This is a genomic window from Pseudosulfitobacter koreensis, from assembly GCF_024733015.1.
Lineage (GTDB): Bacteria > Pseudomonadota > Alphaproteobacteria > Rhodobacterales > Rhodobacteraceae > Pseudosulfitobacter > Pseudosulfitobacter koreensis.
In genome coordinates, this window is record NZ_JANKJG010000019.1 from 12,175 (window position 1) to 29,155 (window position 16,981).

General features: G+C 59.8%; 12 protein-coding genes. 3 read left to right on the forward strand and 9 right to left on the reverse strand.

Annotation, left to right across the window (positions count from 1 at the left end; all coding sequences use genetic code 11):
• Positions 1 to 43: 43 nt before the first annotated feature.
• From NTA49_RS16980 to NTA49_RS17000, 5 genes are read right to left on the reverse strand one after another with little or no spacing between them, the layout of a single operon-like run.
• Positions 44 to 946 carry an SMP-30/gluconolactonase/LRE family protein gene (locus tag NTA49_RS16980; protein WP_258296004.1) on the reverse strand — a complete coding sequence of 301 codons (903 nt, stop codon included), beginning with the start codon at positions 944 to 946 and terminating at the stop codon, positions 44 to 46.
• On the reverse strand, positions 943 to 1,887 hold the full coding sequence (locus NTA49_RS16985) for an ABC transporter permease (protein WP_258296005.1): 945 nt from the start codon (positions 1,885 to 1,887) through the stop codon (positions 943 to 945). Before NTA49_RS16985 ends, NTA49_RS16980 begins: the two co-directional genes overlap by 4 nt.
• Positions 1,884 to 2,813 (reverse strand): ABC transporter permease, encoded by a 930-nt coding sequence (locus NTA49_RS16990; protein ID WP_258296006.1) that lies wholly within the window; start codon positions 2,811 to 2,813, stop codon positions 1,884 to 1,886. The genes NTA49_RS16985 and NTA49_RS16990 overlap by 4 nt, the downstream gene beginning before the upstream one ends.
• Positions 2,810 to 4,234, reverse strand: coding sequence for an ATP-binding cassette domain-containing protein (locus NTA49_RS16995; RefSeq protein WP_258296007.1), 1,425 nt, complete (start codon positions 4,232 to 4,234; stop codon positions 2,810 to 2,812). The genes NTA49_RS16990 and NTA49_RS16995 overlap by 4 nt, the downstream gene beginning before the upstream one ends.
• Positions 4,235 to 4,294: 60 nt before the next feature.
• Positions 4,295 to 5,320: an ABC transporter substrate-binding protein gene (locus NTA49_RS17000; RefSeq protein ID WP_258296008.1), complete on the reverse strand. Its 1,026-nt coding sequence runs from the start codon at positions 5,318 to 5,320 to the stop codon at positions 4,295 to 4,297.
• 216 nt (positions 5,321 to 5,536) lie between these two features.
• Here NTA49_RS17000 and NTA49_RS17005 point away from each other — a divergent pair, with 216 nt between their 5' ends.
• Both NTA49_RS17005 and NTA49_RS17010 read left to right on the forward strand, forming a co-directional pair.
• Positions 5,537 to 6,715 (forward strand): sensor histidine kinase, encoded by a 1,179-nt coding sequence (locus tag NTA49_RS17005; protein ID WP_258296009.1) that lies wholly within the window; start codon positions 5,537 to 5,539, stop codon positions 6,713 to 6,715.
• Entirely contained in the window at positions 6,712 to 7,428 is a 717-nt protein-coding gene (locus NTA49_RS17010; protein WP_258296010.1) for a response regulator, read from the forward strand. The genes NTA49_RS17005 and NTA49_RS17010 overlap by 4 nt, the downstream gene beginning before the upstream one ends.
• Before the next feature lie 168 nt (positions 7,429 to 7,596).
• Here the strand turns inward: NTA49_RS17010 and NTA49_RS17015 are convergent, their stop codons facing one another.
• The 4 genes from NTA49_RS17015 to NTA49_RS17030 all read right to left on the reverse strand — a co-directional run bounded on the left by NTA49_RS17015 (position 7,597) and on the right by NTA49_RS17030 (position 15,990).
• Entirely contained in the window at positions 7,597 to 9,096 is a 1,500-nt protein-coding gene (locus NTA49_RS17015; protein WP_258296011.1) for a tripartite tricarboxylate transporter permease, read from the reverse strand.
• Positions 9,093 to 9,569 carry a tripartite tricarboxylate transporter TctB family protein gene (locus NTA49_RS17020; protein ID WP_258296012.1) on the reverse strand — a complete coding sequence of 159 codons (477 nt, stop codon included), beginning with the start codon at positions 9,567 to 9,569 and terminating at the stop codon, positions 9,093 to 9,095. Before NTA49_RS17020 ends, NTA49_RS17015 begins: the two co-directional genes overlap by 4 nt.
• Positions 9,570 to 9,622: 53 nt before the next feature.
• Positions 9,623 to 10,609 (reverse strand): tripartite tricarboxylate transporter substrate binding protein, encoded by a 987-nt coding sequence (locus NTA49_RS17025; protein ID WP_258296013.1) that lies wholly within the window; start codon positions 10,607 to 10,609, stop codon positions 9,623 to 9,625.
• Between the two features lie 227 nt (positions 10,610 to 10,836).
• On the reverse strand, positions 10,837 to 15,990 hold the full coding sequence (locus NTA49_RS17030; protein ID WP_261368390.1) for a RecQ family ATP-dependent DNA helicase: 5,154 nt from the start codon (positions 15,988 to 15,990) through the stop codon (positions 10,837 to 10,839).
• A 345-nt stretch (positions 15,991 to 16,335) separates the two neighbouring features.
• On the opposite strand from NTA49_RS17030, the gene istA reads away from it, so the two are divergent.
• On the forward strand, positions 16,336 to 16,981 hold a 646-nt coding region (gene istA, locus NTA49_RS17035; RefSeq protein WP_258296015.1), incomplete at its 3' end, for an IS21 family transposase.

Genomic DNA, 16,981 nt, shown 5'->3' on the forward strand with positions numbered 1-16,981 from the left:
ATTTCGACGACTCGTGCGCTAACAGTGAAAAGCACATCGGAAATTACAGTCCACGCACATCCACGAAAACCCGGTAGACACAAGTGGTTGCCGTGATGAACATCCTGTGGCCGTCACGCCCGCCAAAACACAGGTTCGACACGACTTGCGGCACCAGGATCTTGCCCAGAAGCACGCCCTTTTGGTCAAAGCAATGCACCCCGTCCGCGGCCGAAGACCAAAGGTTTCCCATAACGTCGCAGCGCATTCCGTCGGGCAGACCTCTGTCGATTTCTGCAAATACGCCCATGTCGCGCAGACCATCGCCCTCGACCGCGAACTGGCGAATGACGGCCGGAACGGACGTGTCGTGGCTCGACCCACTTTCTGCGATGTAGAGCGTCCTCTCATCGGGTGAGAAACACAAGCCGTTGGGCTGGACGAAATCGCTCACAACCGCGCTCAGCGTTCCATCGGCAGACAGGCGAAAGACATTGCGCGCCAATTGCTCCGGCGTGCTGCGGTATCCTTCGAAGTTCGATATGATTCCATAGGTTGGATCGGTGAACCATACCGCCCCGTCCGAACTGACCACGACATCGTTGGGCGAATTCAACCTCTTGCCCTGAAAACTGTTCGCAAGAACGCTCAGCGATCCATCCACTTCGGTTCGCACCACGTCCCGCGCTCCATGACGGCACCCCACAAGCCGCCCCTGCCCGTCCCTTGTGTTGCCGTTGTTGAAACCGGAATCGCTGCGAAATACTGAAAGCCCAGTGGCTTCGGACCAGCGCATGATGCGCTGACTGGGAATGTCCGAGAACAGCAGACAGTGGTGATCGCCAAACCAGACCGGCCCTTCGGTCCATGTGAAACCTTCCGCAATCACGTCCAGCGTCGATACGGGGTGAACCAATGCGGCAAAGCGGTTGTCGTGGATTTCCAGATGCGGCGGCATAGGCTTCATGCGCGGACCCTCCTTGTGCTGGCGGCGATGACAATGGCGATGATGATGGTCCCTGTCAGCACGTTGCGCACACCTGCCCCCGCGCCATAGCTGTTCAGCATCGAGACCACCAGAAACATGAACAATGCGGCACCCCAGACACCCGGCACGTTGGAGTTGCCGCCTGCAATCGAGGTGCCACCGATGACGACCACGGCGATGGACATCAGCAGATACTCCGCCCCCATGTTCAGCGCGGCACCGCCGGAAAAGCTGGCCAGCAGGTAGCCCGCAAGCGATGCAAAGACCGCGACCAACACGTATGTCGTGGCACGCACCAGCTCGACCGGCACTCCGGCAAGCCGCGCGACGCGCAGGTTCTGCCCAGTGGCCAGCAACATCCGGCCCCAGACCGTCCGCTCCAGCACCACCCAGACGACGATGGCCAGCGCGAGCCCCACCCATGCCACGTTCGGCAAGCCCAGAAACCGTCCCGTCGCGAAATCGGCCAGTCCCGCAGGGGGCTTGATCCGCAGACCCCGGTTCGACCAGATCGCGAAGGACTGATAGACCAGCGAGGCCGCCAGCGTCGCGATGATCGGCGGAAGGCGCAACAGAAAGATCAGCGCATAGTTGGCAAGCCCTGCCGCCACCCCTACGCCAAGCGCAATGCCCAGCCCCAGAAACGCCGTGCCCGGATTCGAACTCATCGCCTTCAGCGCCAGTGTCGCCGCCAGCGTCATAGTCGCCGGGATCGACAGATCGACATTGCCTGGACCGAGGGTAATCACCAGCATCTGCCCCAGACCCACAATCGCCGCAAAGGCCCCGAATGACAGCGCGGCATAGGCAAGCTCTCCCGCGCCCCGGCCTGATGTCAGCCCGAGGGTCAGACCAAAGGCCGCAGAAGCCGCGAGCCATGACCAGATCCACGGTTTTGCGAGCAGGTTCAGCGGGGTCATGTCGCGGCCCCCTTGCGGCTGAAGATTAGGCGCGCCGTCAGGACAAGGATCAGGATCGCACCCTGCGCCCCGATCTGCCAGTCCGGCGACAGCCGCATGAACGACAGGAACGACGCAGCCAGGGTCAGGGTCAGCGCACCGATCACGGCGCCCGTGGGGCTGACCTTGCCGCCGGTAAACTCGCCCCCGCCAAGGATCACCCCCGCAATCGACAGCAGGGTGTACCGCAGGGCGATGTTGGCATCGGCAGAGGTCGCAAGCCCCACCAGCGCCATGCCCGCCAGCACGCCGAACAGTCCCGCCAGACCATAGGCCAGTGCCTTGAGCCAAATCACCGACCAGCCCGCACGCGCAACCGAGCGCGCGTTGCCGCCGACACCGCGCAGCACCGTGCCGATGCCGGAACGGACGATCAGCAGATGGGTCACCACGGATATGATCACCGCGGCGACCACCGCCATCGGGGCAAACGGCGGCTTGACCGTCATAAGGGCTCGCAGCCACTCGGGACTTTGGCCCCCCGGTGAGGGCAGAATGAACAGCGCCAGTCCGCCCCACACGAACGACATGCCCAGCGTCACCACGATGGCAGGAAGCTCCAGCGCATGTATCAGCGCACCCAAGGCTGCATAGGACAGCACAAGCGCCAGCAGGATCAAAAGGCCCAGCACCGGCGTGTCATTGACAAAGGTGGCCGTCACGCAGGCCGCCAGACTGACGAATGCGCCGAGCGACAGGTCGATGTCGTTGACCATGATGATCATCATCTGCGCCACCGTCGCCAGCGCGATCGGCACGGCCAGATTGAACAGCAGGTTCAGCCCGAAATAGCTCATGGTGCGGGGCTGCATGTAAAACGTCGCGGCCAGCAGAACGGCCAGCGACACCACGGGGAGGATGATCCTGTGGCGGGCGAGAAAATTCATGATGCCTCCTGCATTGCAAACGACGCCTCAAGGATCTTTTCCTCGGAAATATCGACACCAGTCAGCTCGGCGCTGATCTCATGATTGCGAAAGACAAACACCCTATCGCACTGGCAAACCTCCTCGGTTTCGGTCGAGTACCACAGGAACGTGCGCCCATTCGCAGCTTCGGCGCGGATCATGGCATAGACGTCCTGCTTGGTACCCACGTCAACGCCGCGCATGGGGTCGTCCATGATGACCAGGGGTGCCTGCGACGCCAATGCACGGGCGAATAGCACCTTTTGCTGGTTGCCGCCCGACAGCGACAGGATCGGGTTCCTCACATCGTCGGTGCGCACGCCGATACGGCTCTTCCACTCTGCCGCAATCGCGGTTTCGGCCTGCCGGTTCACCAGTCCGCGCCGTGCGGTCTGTTGCAGCACCGAAATTGAGATGTTGCACAGGATAGACCACAGCGGCAGCACACCGTCGCGCGGCCTGTCGCCCGCGACAAAGACCACCTCGGGCGATTTACGGGGCCTCCAGGCCGACGAGCGCGACAGGTAGAGATGCGCCAGCGCTTCGGCCTGCCCATGCCCCGCCAGCCCCGACAGCCCGACAATCTCGCCTTTGCGCGCAGCGAGACCTTGCGCCGTGCGCAGGATTTCGGATCCAGGATCGCTTCTGGCCCCGGCGACTTGCGCGGATTCGGGCGCGACGTGCCCCATCACATCGACCAGCCCCTGACGGGTGAACGCGCCGGACGCACGCTCGTCGACGATCCTGCCGTCTTTCAAAACGATGATGCGGCTTGCCACTTTGAAGATTTCACCCAGCATGTGCGAAATGAACACCACTGCACCACCCGACGCGCAGAACCGCCGGATATGCGCCAGCAGTTGACCCGCGATGCCCTCGTCCAGCGAGGACGTGGGCTCGTCCAGAATGACCAGACGCGCCTGTGTGCCGCGCGGCGCGAAACCGATCGCGATCTCGACCATCTGGCGCTGTGCGATCGACAGCATGTCGACCTGGGCATCGGCAGAGATGCCGTGGTCGGGAAATATCTCGTCAAGGCTTGCGCGGATCTCGGCACGCGCCGACCGCCGCCAGCCCGGCCCTTTCAAGGCGCTGTGCGAAATCTTCAGGTTCTCGGCGACCGTCAGATTGGGGCAGAGCGACAGTTCCTGAAACACCGACCGCACACCGGCCACATGTGCCGTATCGCCTCCCGAAAACACGATGGTGCCCGACGATGGCGCAAGCCCGCCGTTGATCAGGTTCACCAGCGTCGACTTGCCCGCACCGTTATGGCCGACAAGCCCGATGCAATCGCCGGCTGCGACTGACAGGCTGACGCCATCAAGCGCGCGCAACCGACCAAAATGCTTGGCCGCCTGATCGAGCGTCACGATCAAGGCGTTCTCATGATCGGACATGAGCGCTCCATGTTTGGAATGAGAAAACGGGCCGCCCTGCAAGGCGGCCCAGGGAAAGTATCACTTCGCGTCCGCGATGACCTGCTTGGCGTCGTCCAATGCATAGCTCACGTTGGCGACAGACCCTTCTGGCGTGCTGGCCAGCGCGTCGTCCAGACTGTCTTGCGTGATCTTCAGGAACGGCACGGTCAGATCCTTGGGCACGTCCTCGCCCGCCAGGATCTGCTGGGCCACCCAGAATGCAAGCGAGGCAACGCCCGGCGCAATCGACAGCGACAGGGTCTCGTAGTCGCTTGCGTCCCGCTGGTCGGCCCACCATTGCAATTCGTCCTGACGGTTGCCCAGTACGATCAGCGGCGTATCGCGCCCCGCCGCCTTGAAGGCCTGCGCAGTGCCATAGCCGTCACCGCCCTGCGTCACCACTCCGACGACCTGCGGCAGCGACGGCAAGATACCGGCCACAGCCTTTTGCGCCACGTCCTGCGCCCAGTCACCATGGACTGATCCCACGATTTCAAACTGGTCATTCTCCGCCACGCCTTCGTGGATGCCCTTGGATATCTCGTCATCCACGAACACGCCCGCGAGACCACGGATTTCCAGCAGATTGCCGCCTTCTGGAAGGCGCGTCGCCAGATAATCGACTTGCTCTTTGCCCATCGCTGCAAAGTCCACCGCAATCCGCCAGGCACAGGGCTCGGTCACGATACCGTCAAAGCTGACCACCGTCACGCCCGCGTCGCAGGCCTCCTTGACCGCGCCATTCAATGCTGTGGGTGACGCGGCGTTCAGCACGATTGCATCATAGCCCTGAAGGATCATGTTCTGGATCTGTGCCGCTTGCTCAGTCGCCTGATTTTCGGACGTCGTATAGGCATCTGCAGCCGCAACCATTCCGTCGGAAACCGCTTCCTCCCCGGTTTCCTTGAATGTTTGCAGCATCGCCTGCCGCCACGAGTTGCCCGCGTAATTGTTCGAAAGCGCGATGCGCTTGTCGGATGTCTCAGCCATATGAGAATTGGCTTGCGCCACGCCAGCAACCAAGGCAAGGCTTGCCGCCCCCAGCAGCATTTTTGAAATCGTCATAATATTCCTCCCTGTCGCGCATTGATCCTGCGCTGAAACCCGGTCCGGCAAGGACCGAGATGCCGGAATGATGTGCCGGGCATTGCCGATCTGTAAAGGCGCGGCGCCGCAGAGGTGTTGCGGGTTCCCGCAACCAGTTTGCGGCCATGGGTGTTCCCTTTCGCTCTTTTGAAGGCCACAGTTGCGGGGACGCGCACAGCGCGACGGGAGGAGACCATGCACCACGCGCAACCAGACCCGGCTAAGGGCGACGTATTCCTGCGCATCTCGACGCATCTGGCTGAACGCACCGACATCGCCTCGGCGCTGGAGGCTGTCGCGGACGAGATTGCCGAGGTCATCCCGTTCTCGCACGCCGATCTGTGCCTTTATGACCGGCCCGGCTGGATGGCCAGCTACGAGGTCGGCATCCAGACGCGTTGGTCGCGGGCACGCACGCGGATTGACGCGTCACCGATCCGCGACCTGATCACCGGAAAATGCGATTTCATGCTGTGCAGCGACGCGATGCAGGACCCCCGTCAGACGTTCCGGGACGCCTGCTCGGAGCCGATCTTCAATCATGGGCTGCGCTCGCGCGTGCATGTGCTGATGAAGGTCATGGGACAATCCATCGGAACGCTGAACATCTCGCACGCGACGCCCAGTCTCTATACGCTGGAAACAGTGCAGCGCGCCCAGCATATCGCGGATGTCCTGTCGCCCTATTTTCACGCCATGCACACCGCCGAACAGGCGCAGCGCGCGACCGCAGTCGGGCAGGAAGCGAAACGGCGCGAAGAGGGGTTGCGGCGCGGTGCGCTGGAACTGACCCAGACCCTCGAGCAGGAACGACAGCGCATCGGCATGGACCTGCATGACCAGACGCTCGCCGACCTGACACGACTACTGCGCGAGGTCACAGGCACCACGCCACTCTCGCGCGATGGCCTGTCGAGGCGAATTTCGGACACCATCGGGGACTTGCGGCAAATCATCGACACGGCGGTGCCTACCCTGCTGGAACTCTTCGGTTTCGTCCACGCCGTCCGGGTTCACCTTGAACGCGCGGTCGGACCTGATCCGGTCGAGGTCGAAGTGACCGACCTGACTGACGGCGCGCCTGACCGGCTTGACCCCACGACCCGCACGGCCCTTTTCCGTATCGCGCAGGAGGCGATCAACAATGCCGCCCGTCACTCCGGCGCGCGACGTATCAGGGTGGCGATCGAACCCGTCGCCCAATACGGGCTTGTCATGACGGTCAGCGACGACGGGCGCGGCATCCCGGACGACGTCGACCGAAGCTCGGGACTTGCGCATATGCGCACACGGGCCCGTCTGATTTCAGCCGAAATGGACATCCTAAACGAACACGGGTGCGCTGTGCGCGTCATGCTGGAAAGTCGCCCATGAAGGTTCTTGTGGTTGAAGACGACCAGTTTCACGGCGCCTATCTTCAGGATGCGCTGGTGGAGGCATTGCCCGAGATGACTGAGATCATCCAGTCCTCCGACGGAGAGGCAGGCGAGGACGAGGCCCGGCGCGGCGCAATTGAAGCCATCGTCATGGACCTGCAGATGAACCGACGCAACGGCATCGAAGCGGCGCGCGCGATCTGGTCAGAAAGGCCCCAGACCCGGATCCTGTTCTGGTCGAACTACGCCGACGAGGCCTATCTGCGCGGCATTGCGCAAATCGTGCCCGAGGACAGCGCTTATGGCTACATTCTAAAAACCGCGTCACGCGAACGGCTTAAACTGGCTCTGCGCGCCGTACTGATCGAGGGGCAAATCATGGTGGACCGCGAAATCCAGCGTCTGCAGAAAAGCCAAACCTCACCGCGCACGCGCATCGAAGACAGCGAATTTGCAGTTCTCATAGATCTGGCCTTGGGTCTTCAGGACAAGCTGATCGCGGAGCGGCGGAGCATGTCGCTCAGGACTGTGCAAAACCGGCTACTTTCGCTTTATGAAAAGCTGGGGGTGGTGTCCGAACTGGACGAGGATCTGGCTCTGAACAAACGCGTGCGCGCCTTGAACCGCGCCCTGTTCACGCGCACGATCAACATCGAGATCCTCGATGCCGCACAACGTGATCTGGACAAATGGCTGGCCAGCCGCAGGTGATGCGCTCCGCGTAGCGACCAGCCAAAAGCCGCTGCTCAACGAAATCTCCGGAGCCTATAGTCCGGGGCGTCACTGCGGCCATTCATTTTTTCGGCTGTGATCTCTTCAACTGGGACTGACCGAATGCGCAATGCCAGCAATCCCGTTGTGCCATTCTGCAAGCGTTGCCTACGGGCGAGGCCGTCGGCGGTGACGTTTTACGAAAGGCAGCTGAGTGATCAACATGAAAAAAAGGGCACCGGACAGGACGAACGAGATTGGGTGGCTGATCAAATCGTACAGAAACGTCCACACGTTCTCTTGAGCCCCGATCATCGCACGACGGTAATTCGAATCAATCATCGGACCCAGTATGACCCCAAGAATAATGGGTCCCACCTGAAACCCGTAGCGCTTGAGGAAATAGCCGATGACACCAAATGCCAGCACCCAGGTGATATGAGCGGGATTGTTCTGAATGGCATAGGCACCGACAGCGGACAGTATAACGATCAAAGGGATCAGGATGGCCCGCGGGCATTCCACGACCTTGGTGAAAATGCGAATGCCCGTCAGGCCGAAAACCAGCAAAAAAATGTTCGCCAGTGTTAGATTGCCAACGATGAACCAGAACAGATGTGGAGTGTCCGTCAGCAGAAGCGGTCCGGGCTTGAGTCCGTGGATATAGAGCGCACCGATGATGATGGCGGTCACGGCGTCCCCGGGAATACCAAGTGTCAGCATCGGGACGAAGGCGCCACCGACTGCCGCGTTGTTTGCTGTCTCAGGCGCAATGAGCCCTTCCTTAGCGCCTTCGCCAAAGGGCACCTCCGGATTCTTCGTGCTGCGTTTGGCCTGATCGTAGGCCAACAAAGCTGCTATATCTCCGCCTGTGCCCGGAAGTGCGCCGATCGCTGTGCCCAGCATCGATGACTTCAGGCCCAGCCCCAGATAGCGACGGACATCGGACCAAGCGGGTATGATCCGCGCGACTTTCTGTTTGATAGGCGGGGTCGAGATATGCTCGAGCTGCGACAGCGCCTCGGCCACACCAAAGAACCCGATCATTGCGACCACAAAAGGCACACCGCCCATGAGGTTGATCGAGCCATAGGTAAAGCGTGTCTCGGCCGTCATTGGATCAAGACCGATCATGCCTATCATGACTCCAAGCGCACCTGCAAAGGCGCCTTTGGCAAAGCTCTCCCCGGACAGCGTTCCGACCAGAAGGATGCCGATGATGCCCAGCAGCATGTATTCGCGTGAGGTGAACTTGATCGCAAACTCGGCAATCAAAGGCGCGGCGATGGCCAATGCGAAGACACCGATCAGGCCGCCCATCACAGACATCACAGTCGACAGGCCAATAGCCTCCCCCGCGAGCCCTTTTTGTGCCAGCGGGTAGCCATCGATCGCCGTGGCGATGGCACTTGGCGCGCCTGGAATATTAAGCAGGATGGCGGTCCGCGCACCGCCATACACTCCGCCAACATAGACACCCGCGATCAGCGCGAGCGCTTCGTTCACATCCCACTTAAAAGTAAATGAAATCAGGATCGATGCGGCCATGGTAACGGACAGGCCGGGTATTGCCCCGATGTATATCCCCGCAAAGGTGCCAAGCGCGGTGAGCATCAAGAGGTAGGGGTCGATCCAGGATGTTGCGAAATAGCCAAGCGTTTCAATCATTGCCAGAGGCTCCCGCTGGGCAGGACGACGCTGAATACGACACGAAACAGAAGATAGATTACACCAATGGACAGAAGCGAAATTGCGAGTGACCAAACCGGCCCCCTGCGCCAAAGTGCCCAGATTGACACAAAAAGCAGGCACCCGGATGCAGGCAGGAACCCGACACTGGGAATGACCGCCACATAGACGACCACTAATACTGTAAACAGTACGACTCGGGCGGGAAACAGATAGGCGATCACGTCCCGGATGCTGCCTCTGCCGGTGCCGGGCTTGCGGAGTGTTTCGCTCAAGGTCACCAGAGCCGTCACTACCATCACGCCCGAGGCCAGCATGGGCATGATACCACCCGTCGTCAGCCCGCTGAACTTGGAAATCCCATAGGATTCCCAAAACGCATAGCCAGCGAATATGACCAGGAGAAGCGCAAAGAACTGCTCTCCGGGCCTAAGTGAGTCAGGTGTTTTCATAGAAGGCCTTGGTTCGCCGACCCGCCAGGATATCTGCGGGTCGGCTTATTATATCAGGGACGAACGATGCCCAGTTCTTCGGGGCTGACCTTGGCCGCACCAGTATCCTGAAGTGCCCAAACGGTGACCTGCTGCCATTTGGCAAGGAAGTCGACGGCCTCTTGGCCACTCATGTTCATTACCACGTTGCCGCGATTGGCCATAAGCTCAAGGAAGGTCTCGTTAGTGGCGGCCGTGGAGAAGGCTGCGGCCAGAGTAGCCTTGACGTCATCCGGCACGTCCGCGCGAACGAAGACACCGTAGAAGGGCCCCCAAGGCAGGAACGGTCCCATTTCAGGGATAGTATCTGTGATGGCGGGCACATCCGGCAACGTATCGACTGGCGCTGGGTTCACGACGGCAAGAGCACGCATATTGCCCGCTTTGATCTGCTCGGCTGCGGCAGAGATACCTGTTGGCATGAAGTCAACTTCGCCGCCCAACATAGCCGTCAAGCCCGGACCTTCACCATCAAAAGGGATTGCGGTGACGTCAAAATCTGTGGCGTTAGAGATCAGCGCGCCAATCGTTGAAGGCAGGCCGCCGGGACCAGTGGAGCCCATTTTGACGGCCCCCGGGTTGGCCGCAATGTCATCCAACAGATCGCTAAGCGTCTGGTACTTTGATTCCGCGGGAACCGAGATCACGGCCACACCGCGCCCGAGGATATTGATAGGATACATGTCGCCATAGTCGATGTCCGACACACCCATTACACCGTGAAGTTGCGGATTTTCCGCGCCATAGAGAAACGTGTAGCCGTCAGCCGGAGCGGTATTCACGAAGGCCGTCGAGATCGCGCCCGCGCCGCCAGATTTGTTCAGAACCACAATGGGCTTGCCCAGCGCTTCTTCCGCAGCCGGATTTACGGCGCGCGCGACGGTATCTGTGGCACCTCCGGCGCCCCACATGACAACGCCGAGCACCTCGCGTTCCGGGTATTCCGCGAACGCGGGGCTCGCGACAACAAGTGCCGCGGCGGCGGCCTTTAGAATATTCATACGTTTCCTCCCTGAGCCAATTTGACCATATCTTTCCTGCTTCCCGATTCTTATCTAAAAAACCGACTCGGTCAATCTGGGTAGCAAAAAGGTAAAATTGCAGAGCACACCATGAGCTGCACGCAAAATCGCAATCGCCCAAATTCATGCGTCTGGCTGATCAATGCGATCCGATCAGCGATGACGCCCCTAAGCGGCCCTTTATCGCAAGTGGAGCGAACGACCGCTTAACCGCGCTGCTGGTCGTTCTGATCTCGTCTGGAAACCCGTTCAACACACTTGACGTCTTTGAAGACCAGTTCAGGCACAACGACTTCCCGGTTAGCGCGTTTCATCAAATGATGAAAACGCTCATCGGCATCCTCTTTGCGCCAGTTTATGATGGCCGCGATCTCGCCGGAGACAAAGTCCGTGCCAATTGGTGGCGCGAATGCTTTGGACATCCGCCCAAGGACACGCCTTTGAGCATCCTCAATCTGCCAGCGATCCTCGACTTTGGAGAGCCTGACTGGCGCGCCGACTTGTGCTTCGGCGATCGCGTTATGAACAGCGTGCTGATCACCCTGGCGTCCAGCGAAGGACAAATCGACCATCTTCATCTCGGGCGATTGAAAGAACCGGCGTGGGCCGGGTATTGTCGCCAGGTCGGGCACCACATGCCGCGTGAGCACGGAAGGCGATAAGGTGGGAAGGTATTCGTGATTGTCGTTGCTCATAACGATCAAGTTGCGCCGCGCACGTGTCATGGCGACATAGAACAATCGCCTTGGCGCATCCTGATCTTCGTTTTTCGAGGGCCGTTCCCAGCCGCCGTCCATGATGACGACATCGTCGAATTCGAGGCCCTTTGCGCGGTGCGCGGTCAACAGTTTGAGGCCGCGCTGCTCGCCCCAAGAATCCTTGGACCATTCAGCAAACCATTCGATCACGTCAGGGGTCGGGAGCGCTTTGCCGTCAACTTCGCGTGCAAGCTGGCCAAGTCCCTCGCCGATCCGGTTGGTCCAACGGCTTGCGGGTATCGCGTTCAGGGTTTCGGTCAGGTCGCCCACGCTGACCATGGTCCCATGCCTCCCGCGCAGGTTGCCGATAAACCCCTGCATCTCGCGGGTGCGCCATAAACTTGGCAGGTTCTCGTTTGCCATTTCGACGGGAATTCCCAAGGCTTCGGCGAAGTCGCGGACCGGCAAAAGCTTGCGCCAATCACGAGAAATGATTGCCGCCCCCCTCCAATTCCAATCCGGGATCAGTTTTGACAGGCGGATCATCTCGTTGACTGCCGCAAGGGCCTGAGCGTCACTTCCAGGCGGGCAGCCAAGGATTTGGACCCGCCCCTGAGCAACCGGGTCGAGGCTTTCCATGATACCCCCGACAGGGTCCTTTTGCCGGGATTGGTCGACCGTAATTCCATGCCCTGTTTTCATACGTTCCCGAGATCCTTCGATCACGGCGTTCGCTGCGTTGATAATGTTCTTCGACGAGCGGTAATTGTCTGTCAGAAAGACTGGCTTGGCTGAATAATCCTTTTCGAATTGCCTAATGTGACGCACCGATGCCCCGGCAAACGCATAGATATTCTGATCGTCGTCGCCGACCGCGAACAGGCTGATCCGTTGATCGGGGTCATCGATGCTGCGACCGGCCACCGCAGCGATTAAGGCGTATTCTTCGGGGCCGACGTCCTGATATTCGTCAACGAGAATCCAGCGAAACCCCTGGATCAATGTCTCTCGCAAGGCTTCGGCTTCTACTTTTTCCAGCCCGTCGCCACGCAAGAGACGTGCCGCATCGGTCAGAAGCGTCTGGAAATCGGGCTCATCGGCCTCTGCCCGTCCGGCGAAACTCGCGCCAACCAATCGCATGGCCAAGGCATGAATGGTCAGAACCGTTACGAAACGAGCATCTTCGCCGATCAGTCGACGCAAGCGTTCCCGGATCTCGGCGGCCGCGTGACGATTGTAGGCGAGCACCAGTATACCGTTTGGATCTTCGCGTTTGATCCTGACCAGATAGGCGACACGATGGACCAGCACGCGTGTCTTACCCGATCCCGGCCCCGCGAGCACAAGCACATTGGTCTGTTCACGGTCGTCACGCACGATCTGCTCTTGTGTCGAATTCCCCAGATTGTCGACGATCTCGGCATAGGACTGGGGCGTTGCCTGCCGTCTAAACTCCGAAACTTTCCCCGGCATCCAAGCTTTCATGAAGTCGGACTGCTCCATTGCAAAATAGTCATGCGCGAGCCGCTGGGCCTGATCGATTTCGTCGATGCCTTTGGTGGCATAAGCCGCCATCACATGTGTCTGGACGGTCTGTTCGCTATAGTGGTCTTCGAGCGGCGCGAAATGCTGGGTGGTAAAGCCGCCGCCTTTCGGGTTGATGTGCAATGTCATGGCTGAGCGGAACACGGACAATCCCTTGCCCAGAGTCACCACCTGCTGTTCGTGCAGCCACAGAAGCGCCCGGTCCATCAGCTTTGCCGGATCATTGACAGATGCCCGCAACAGCGCATCACTGTTGATCGCTGCAAGAAGGTCGCCAAGCGTGGTCTCGACAGGAACATCTTTCCCACGCAAGCCGGCCTGAACATGGTCGATCAAGTGTGAAATCAACCGCTCTGCCGCCTGCCTGCGAAGCTGAGCGGTCTGCTCGATTACTGCCCATGATCTTTGCATTCGCACCATGAGACTGCCTTGGGACACCTTGCGCAGGCCAATATTGCCTTTGCCGCCATCCATGTCGCGACCATCTTGCGCAATCCCACGGAGCAACCCCTCGACGATATCGGGCCGCGCGGAGACGTGTCCCTGCTCCCGGAGAGCCTGTGCCACTGAGGCCAGATGGCAGGGCCAAGTCTCGTCAATGTCCGCGTCTGGCGCTTGCTCTCTTAGGGTCGCGATCAGGTCCGCTTCCAACCGGGATGCCGCTTCGAACCGTTTCGGCGAAGCATTCTCGACGCGCAGATGCACGAAGATGGTGATGTTTGTATCATCTTTTGCGATTCCCAGGGCCTCGAGATCCGCCAAGGCCTTGCGCACGCCCGACACCGTCAGCCCACTGACCCCGCAAAGCTCGTCCGTGGTGATGCCCTCTTCTTGCGGCGCGTTGATGATATGCTGCACGATGGCGGCCAGATCCTCGCGCCGCCGCTGGGTGATCTCGGCGAATGCAAGGATCTCGCGGGCTTCTTGCATGCTCTTTATCCGGAGTGAGGCGGGAAACACTTGCACCCGGTTTTCCTCACGGTTCAGAAGGTGCGCCTCTTCCAGCCAGGCAACGGCCGTCTTTACGCGTGTATCGTCGGTATTGCTGTCTCGCTGGAAATTTCGGTCTTTCTCCTCGTGAACAATTTCGCCCGGTGTAGCAACGATCTCACCGCCTTTTCTGGTCCGAGCATCAAGGCGCCGAAGCGCCTTCAGGATCGCGCCGATTTCATGCCGCGCGAGTCGAGACCGCGCGCTCAGGCTGAACTGACGATCGACATCTTCTGTATTATACAGAAGGACGCAGCTTGCAGGATCGCGGTCCCGCCCGGCGCGACCTGCCTCTTGCAGATAGTTTTCCAGCGAGCCGGGCACGTCACCGTGAACCACCAGACGGATGTCCGGCTTGTCGACCCCCATACCAAAGGCGTTGGTAGCCGCGATTACGCGCAGATTGCCGACACGGAAGTCCTCCTGGATCTCGCGCTTGTCATCGGCGCTAAGGCCCGCATGATACCGTTCAGCGGCGATCCCCTGTTGTTTTAAGAACTCCGCCACGCGCTCGGTGGCATTTCGGGTTGCACAATAGACGACCGCCCCCGACACGCCCTCGCGCGGAAGCTGAGCCTCGATCGTGTCGAGGATATCGGTCATCTTGGTTGCCCGCTGCGTTGGCCGCACTTGGAAGCTCAGGTTCGACCGAGATGCGCCACCGTCGATCAACGCCAGCTCGGTCCCCAACCGCTCTCTGAAATGACTGCGGATGTCCTGCACGACGTCCGGCTTTGCCGTTGCGGTCAAGCAAAGCACCGGAGCCGGTTCGTCGCCTGAGCTTTCCATTATAAACCGCGAAACGTATCGATAGTCGGGACGGAAATCTTGCCCCCATTTGGAAACGCAGTGCGCCTCGTCCAGCACCCACAGCCCCACCTCGCGCTGTGCCAAAACGGACCGAACTGTTGTGCTGCGCAGTTGTTCTGGAGAAATCAGCAGGATCGCAGCATCTCCAAGCCGCACCTTGTCGAGCGCATCCTGACGCTCGGGCAAAGACAATAGCCCGTTAATCGTAGCCGCCGACGAAATTCCGGCCCGCACCAAGCCCTGAACCTGGTCCGCCATCAGCGCCACGAGCGGCGATATAACAACGGTCAAGGCCCCGGTCTTGTCGAACCGAGACAGCGCGGGGATCTGATAGCAGATGGATTTGCCCGTGCCCGTCGGCAGGATGCCCAATAGGCTGTCGCCATCCATGGCCGTCGCAACAATCTTTTCCTGAAGCGGGCGTCCGTCCTCGTCGACCGGTTCCGGGCGGAAACTTGGAAAGCCAAACCAGCGTTCGAGGGCACGGGTGGGATTGTTGTGCTCTGCGCAATAGGCACAGTGCGGATCACGACAGTTCGAGTCCCGCAGGTCTTTGACGAGCCGTGCTGCGTCACGGAACTGCGCCCGCACCCAGGGTGGCATGACAGAATCCCCACCAGCGACCGAAATCCAAGCAAGAGCATATGCCATCGGCCAGCCCAGCCTGGTGTCCTGAAGCCGCTCAAGCACAGCCTCCAACTGCGCACGGCAGGCTGCCTCTTTCAGCAGCGTCCGAAGAACCGCGTGCGCTTCGGCTTCCGTCGGGATGGACGCCCCACGCACATCGCTGAACAACCGATCGAACCCGTCGCTACCCGGTCCTCGGCAACATAGCCAGTGATAGGCCAGCAACATCTCTGGCGACGACTTGTTCAGCGATAAAAAGGCGTCGATCTGGTTGCGAAGGACCTCGAACACAAGACGCGCGTCGAACTCGGGATCGTTGACGTGACCACTTTGAAGCCGCCCATCGTGGTAGTGTTTGACCAGACGGTGATAAGGATTCCGCGGAAAAGCCAAAGGGTTTAGCCACAGCGTATCGATCGGTCCGTCTGCGAGCTTTGCGAAGCGCGGCGAAACCGCCATGAGATGTGGCAAGTCGTGGCGCAGAATATTGTGCCCAATGACATGGGAGAAGCCCGCGCAGAACAGGTCGAGTCTTTCAAGCGCGGCCCTCGGGTGACCTTTCCGATGAACAATCCCCCCTCCTTCACCTTCCGGCACAGCGGCAAAGGCGAATACTCGGGCTTCTTTGGGATCGACCTCCAGATCAATCGACAGACAGCGTGACAATATTTCGAAATGGTCCCGCGGCATTTGAATACCGATATCACCCGCGGAGTCGGCTTTTGATTTTTCAGGTTGCTGTGGCCGGGCGCGGGAAAGGGCTTTCGCTATGCCTCGGGAAATTATGTTTTTCATACTGGCAGGTTAGTGTTCATTTCTAAGAAGCGGAACCATCGGCGGCAGTCATTTGATCTAAGATATTCTCGCAACGAAGTGGAACTCTAAATCAGCAGCGATGATGTCATGCCGTTAGCTATTATGGTGTTGATTTCCACTCAGAAGTGACCCGGGTAGGCATATAATTTCCATTGAGATTTGACCCATGTGAGCCTTCCCCCAGCGCCATGCGCAGCGGGGGATACTGGAGTGATACACATGGGACTTTTGAACATCATACGGAAGCTACGCTTACGGGATAAGCTGCCGATCCGTGAGATTGCGCGGCGGACTGGAATGTCGCGCAACACTATCAAGAAGTATCTGAACGCAGGCACGATAGAGCCTCAGTTCGCGACGCCAGAGCGGCAAAGTAAGCTCGATCCGTTCGCCGAGAAGCTGGCCGGCTGGCTGAAGACGGAAGCGGCCAAGTCCCGCAAACAACGGCGGACGCTGAAGCAGATGCATGCCGATCTGGTGGTTCTCGGATTTGACGGGTCCTACAACCGGGTTGCGGCTTTTGCGCGTGACTGGCGGGCCGATCGGCAGCGGGATCAGCAGACGACAGGCCGCGGCACTTTTGTGCCACTGTCGTTTCGCCCAGGCGAAGCATTCCAGTTTGACTGGAGCGAGGATTTTGCCGTTCTGGGTGGTGAGCGCACCAAGCTGCAAGTCGCCCACATCAAGCTGTCGCACAGCAGAGCTTTTCTGGTCAGGGCGTATCTGCTGCAAAGCCATGAGATGCTGTTCGATGCCCACTGGCACGGGTTCAGGGTCTTCGGCGGTGTCCCGGAGCGCGGCATCTACGACAACATGCGCACCGCTGTTGACCGCGTCGGTCGCGGGAAAGAGCGACAGGTCAACA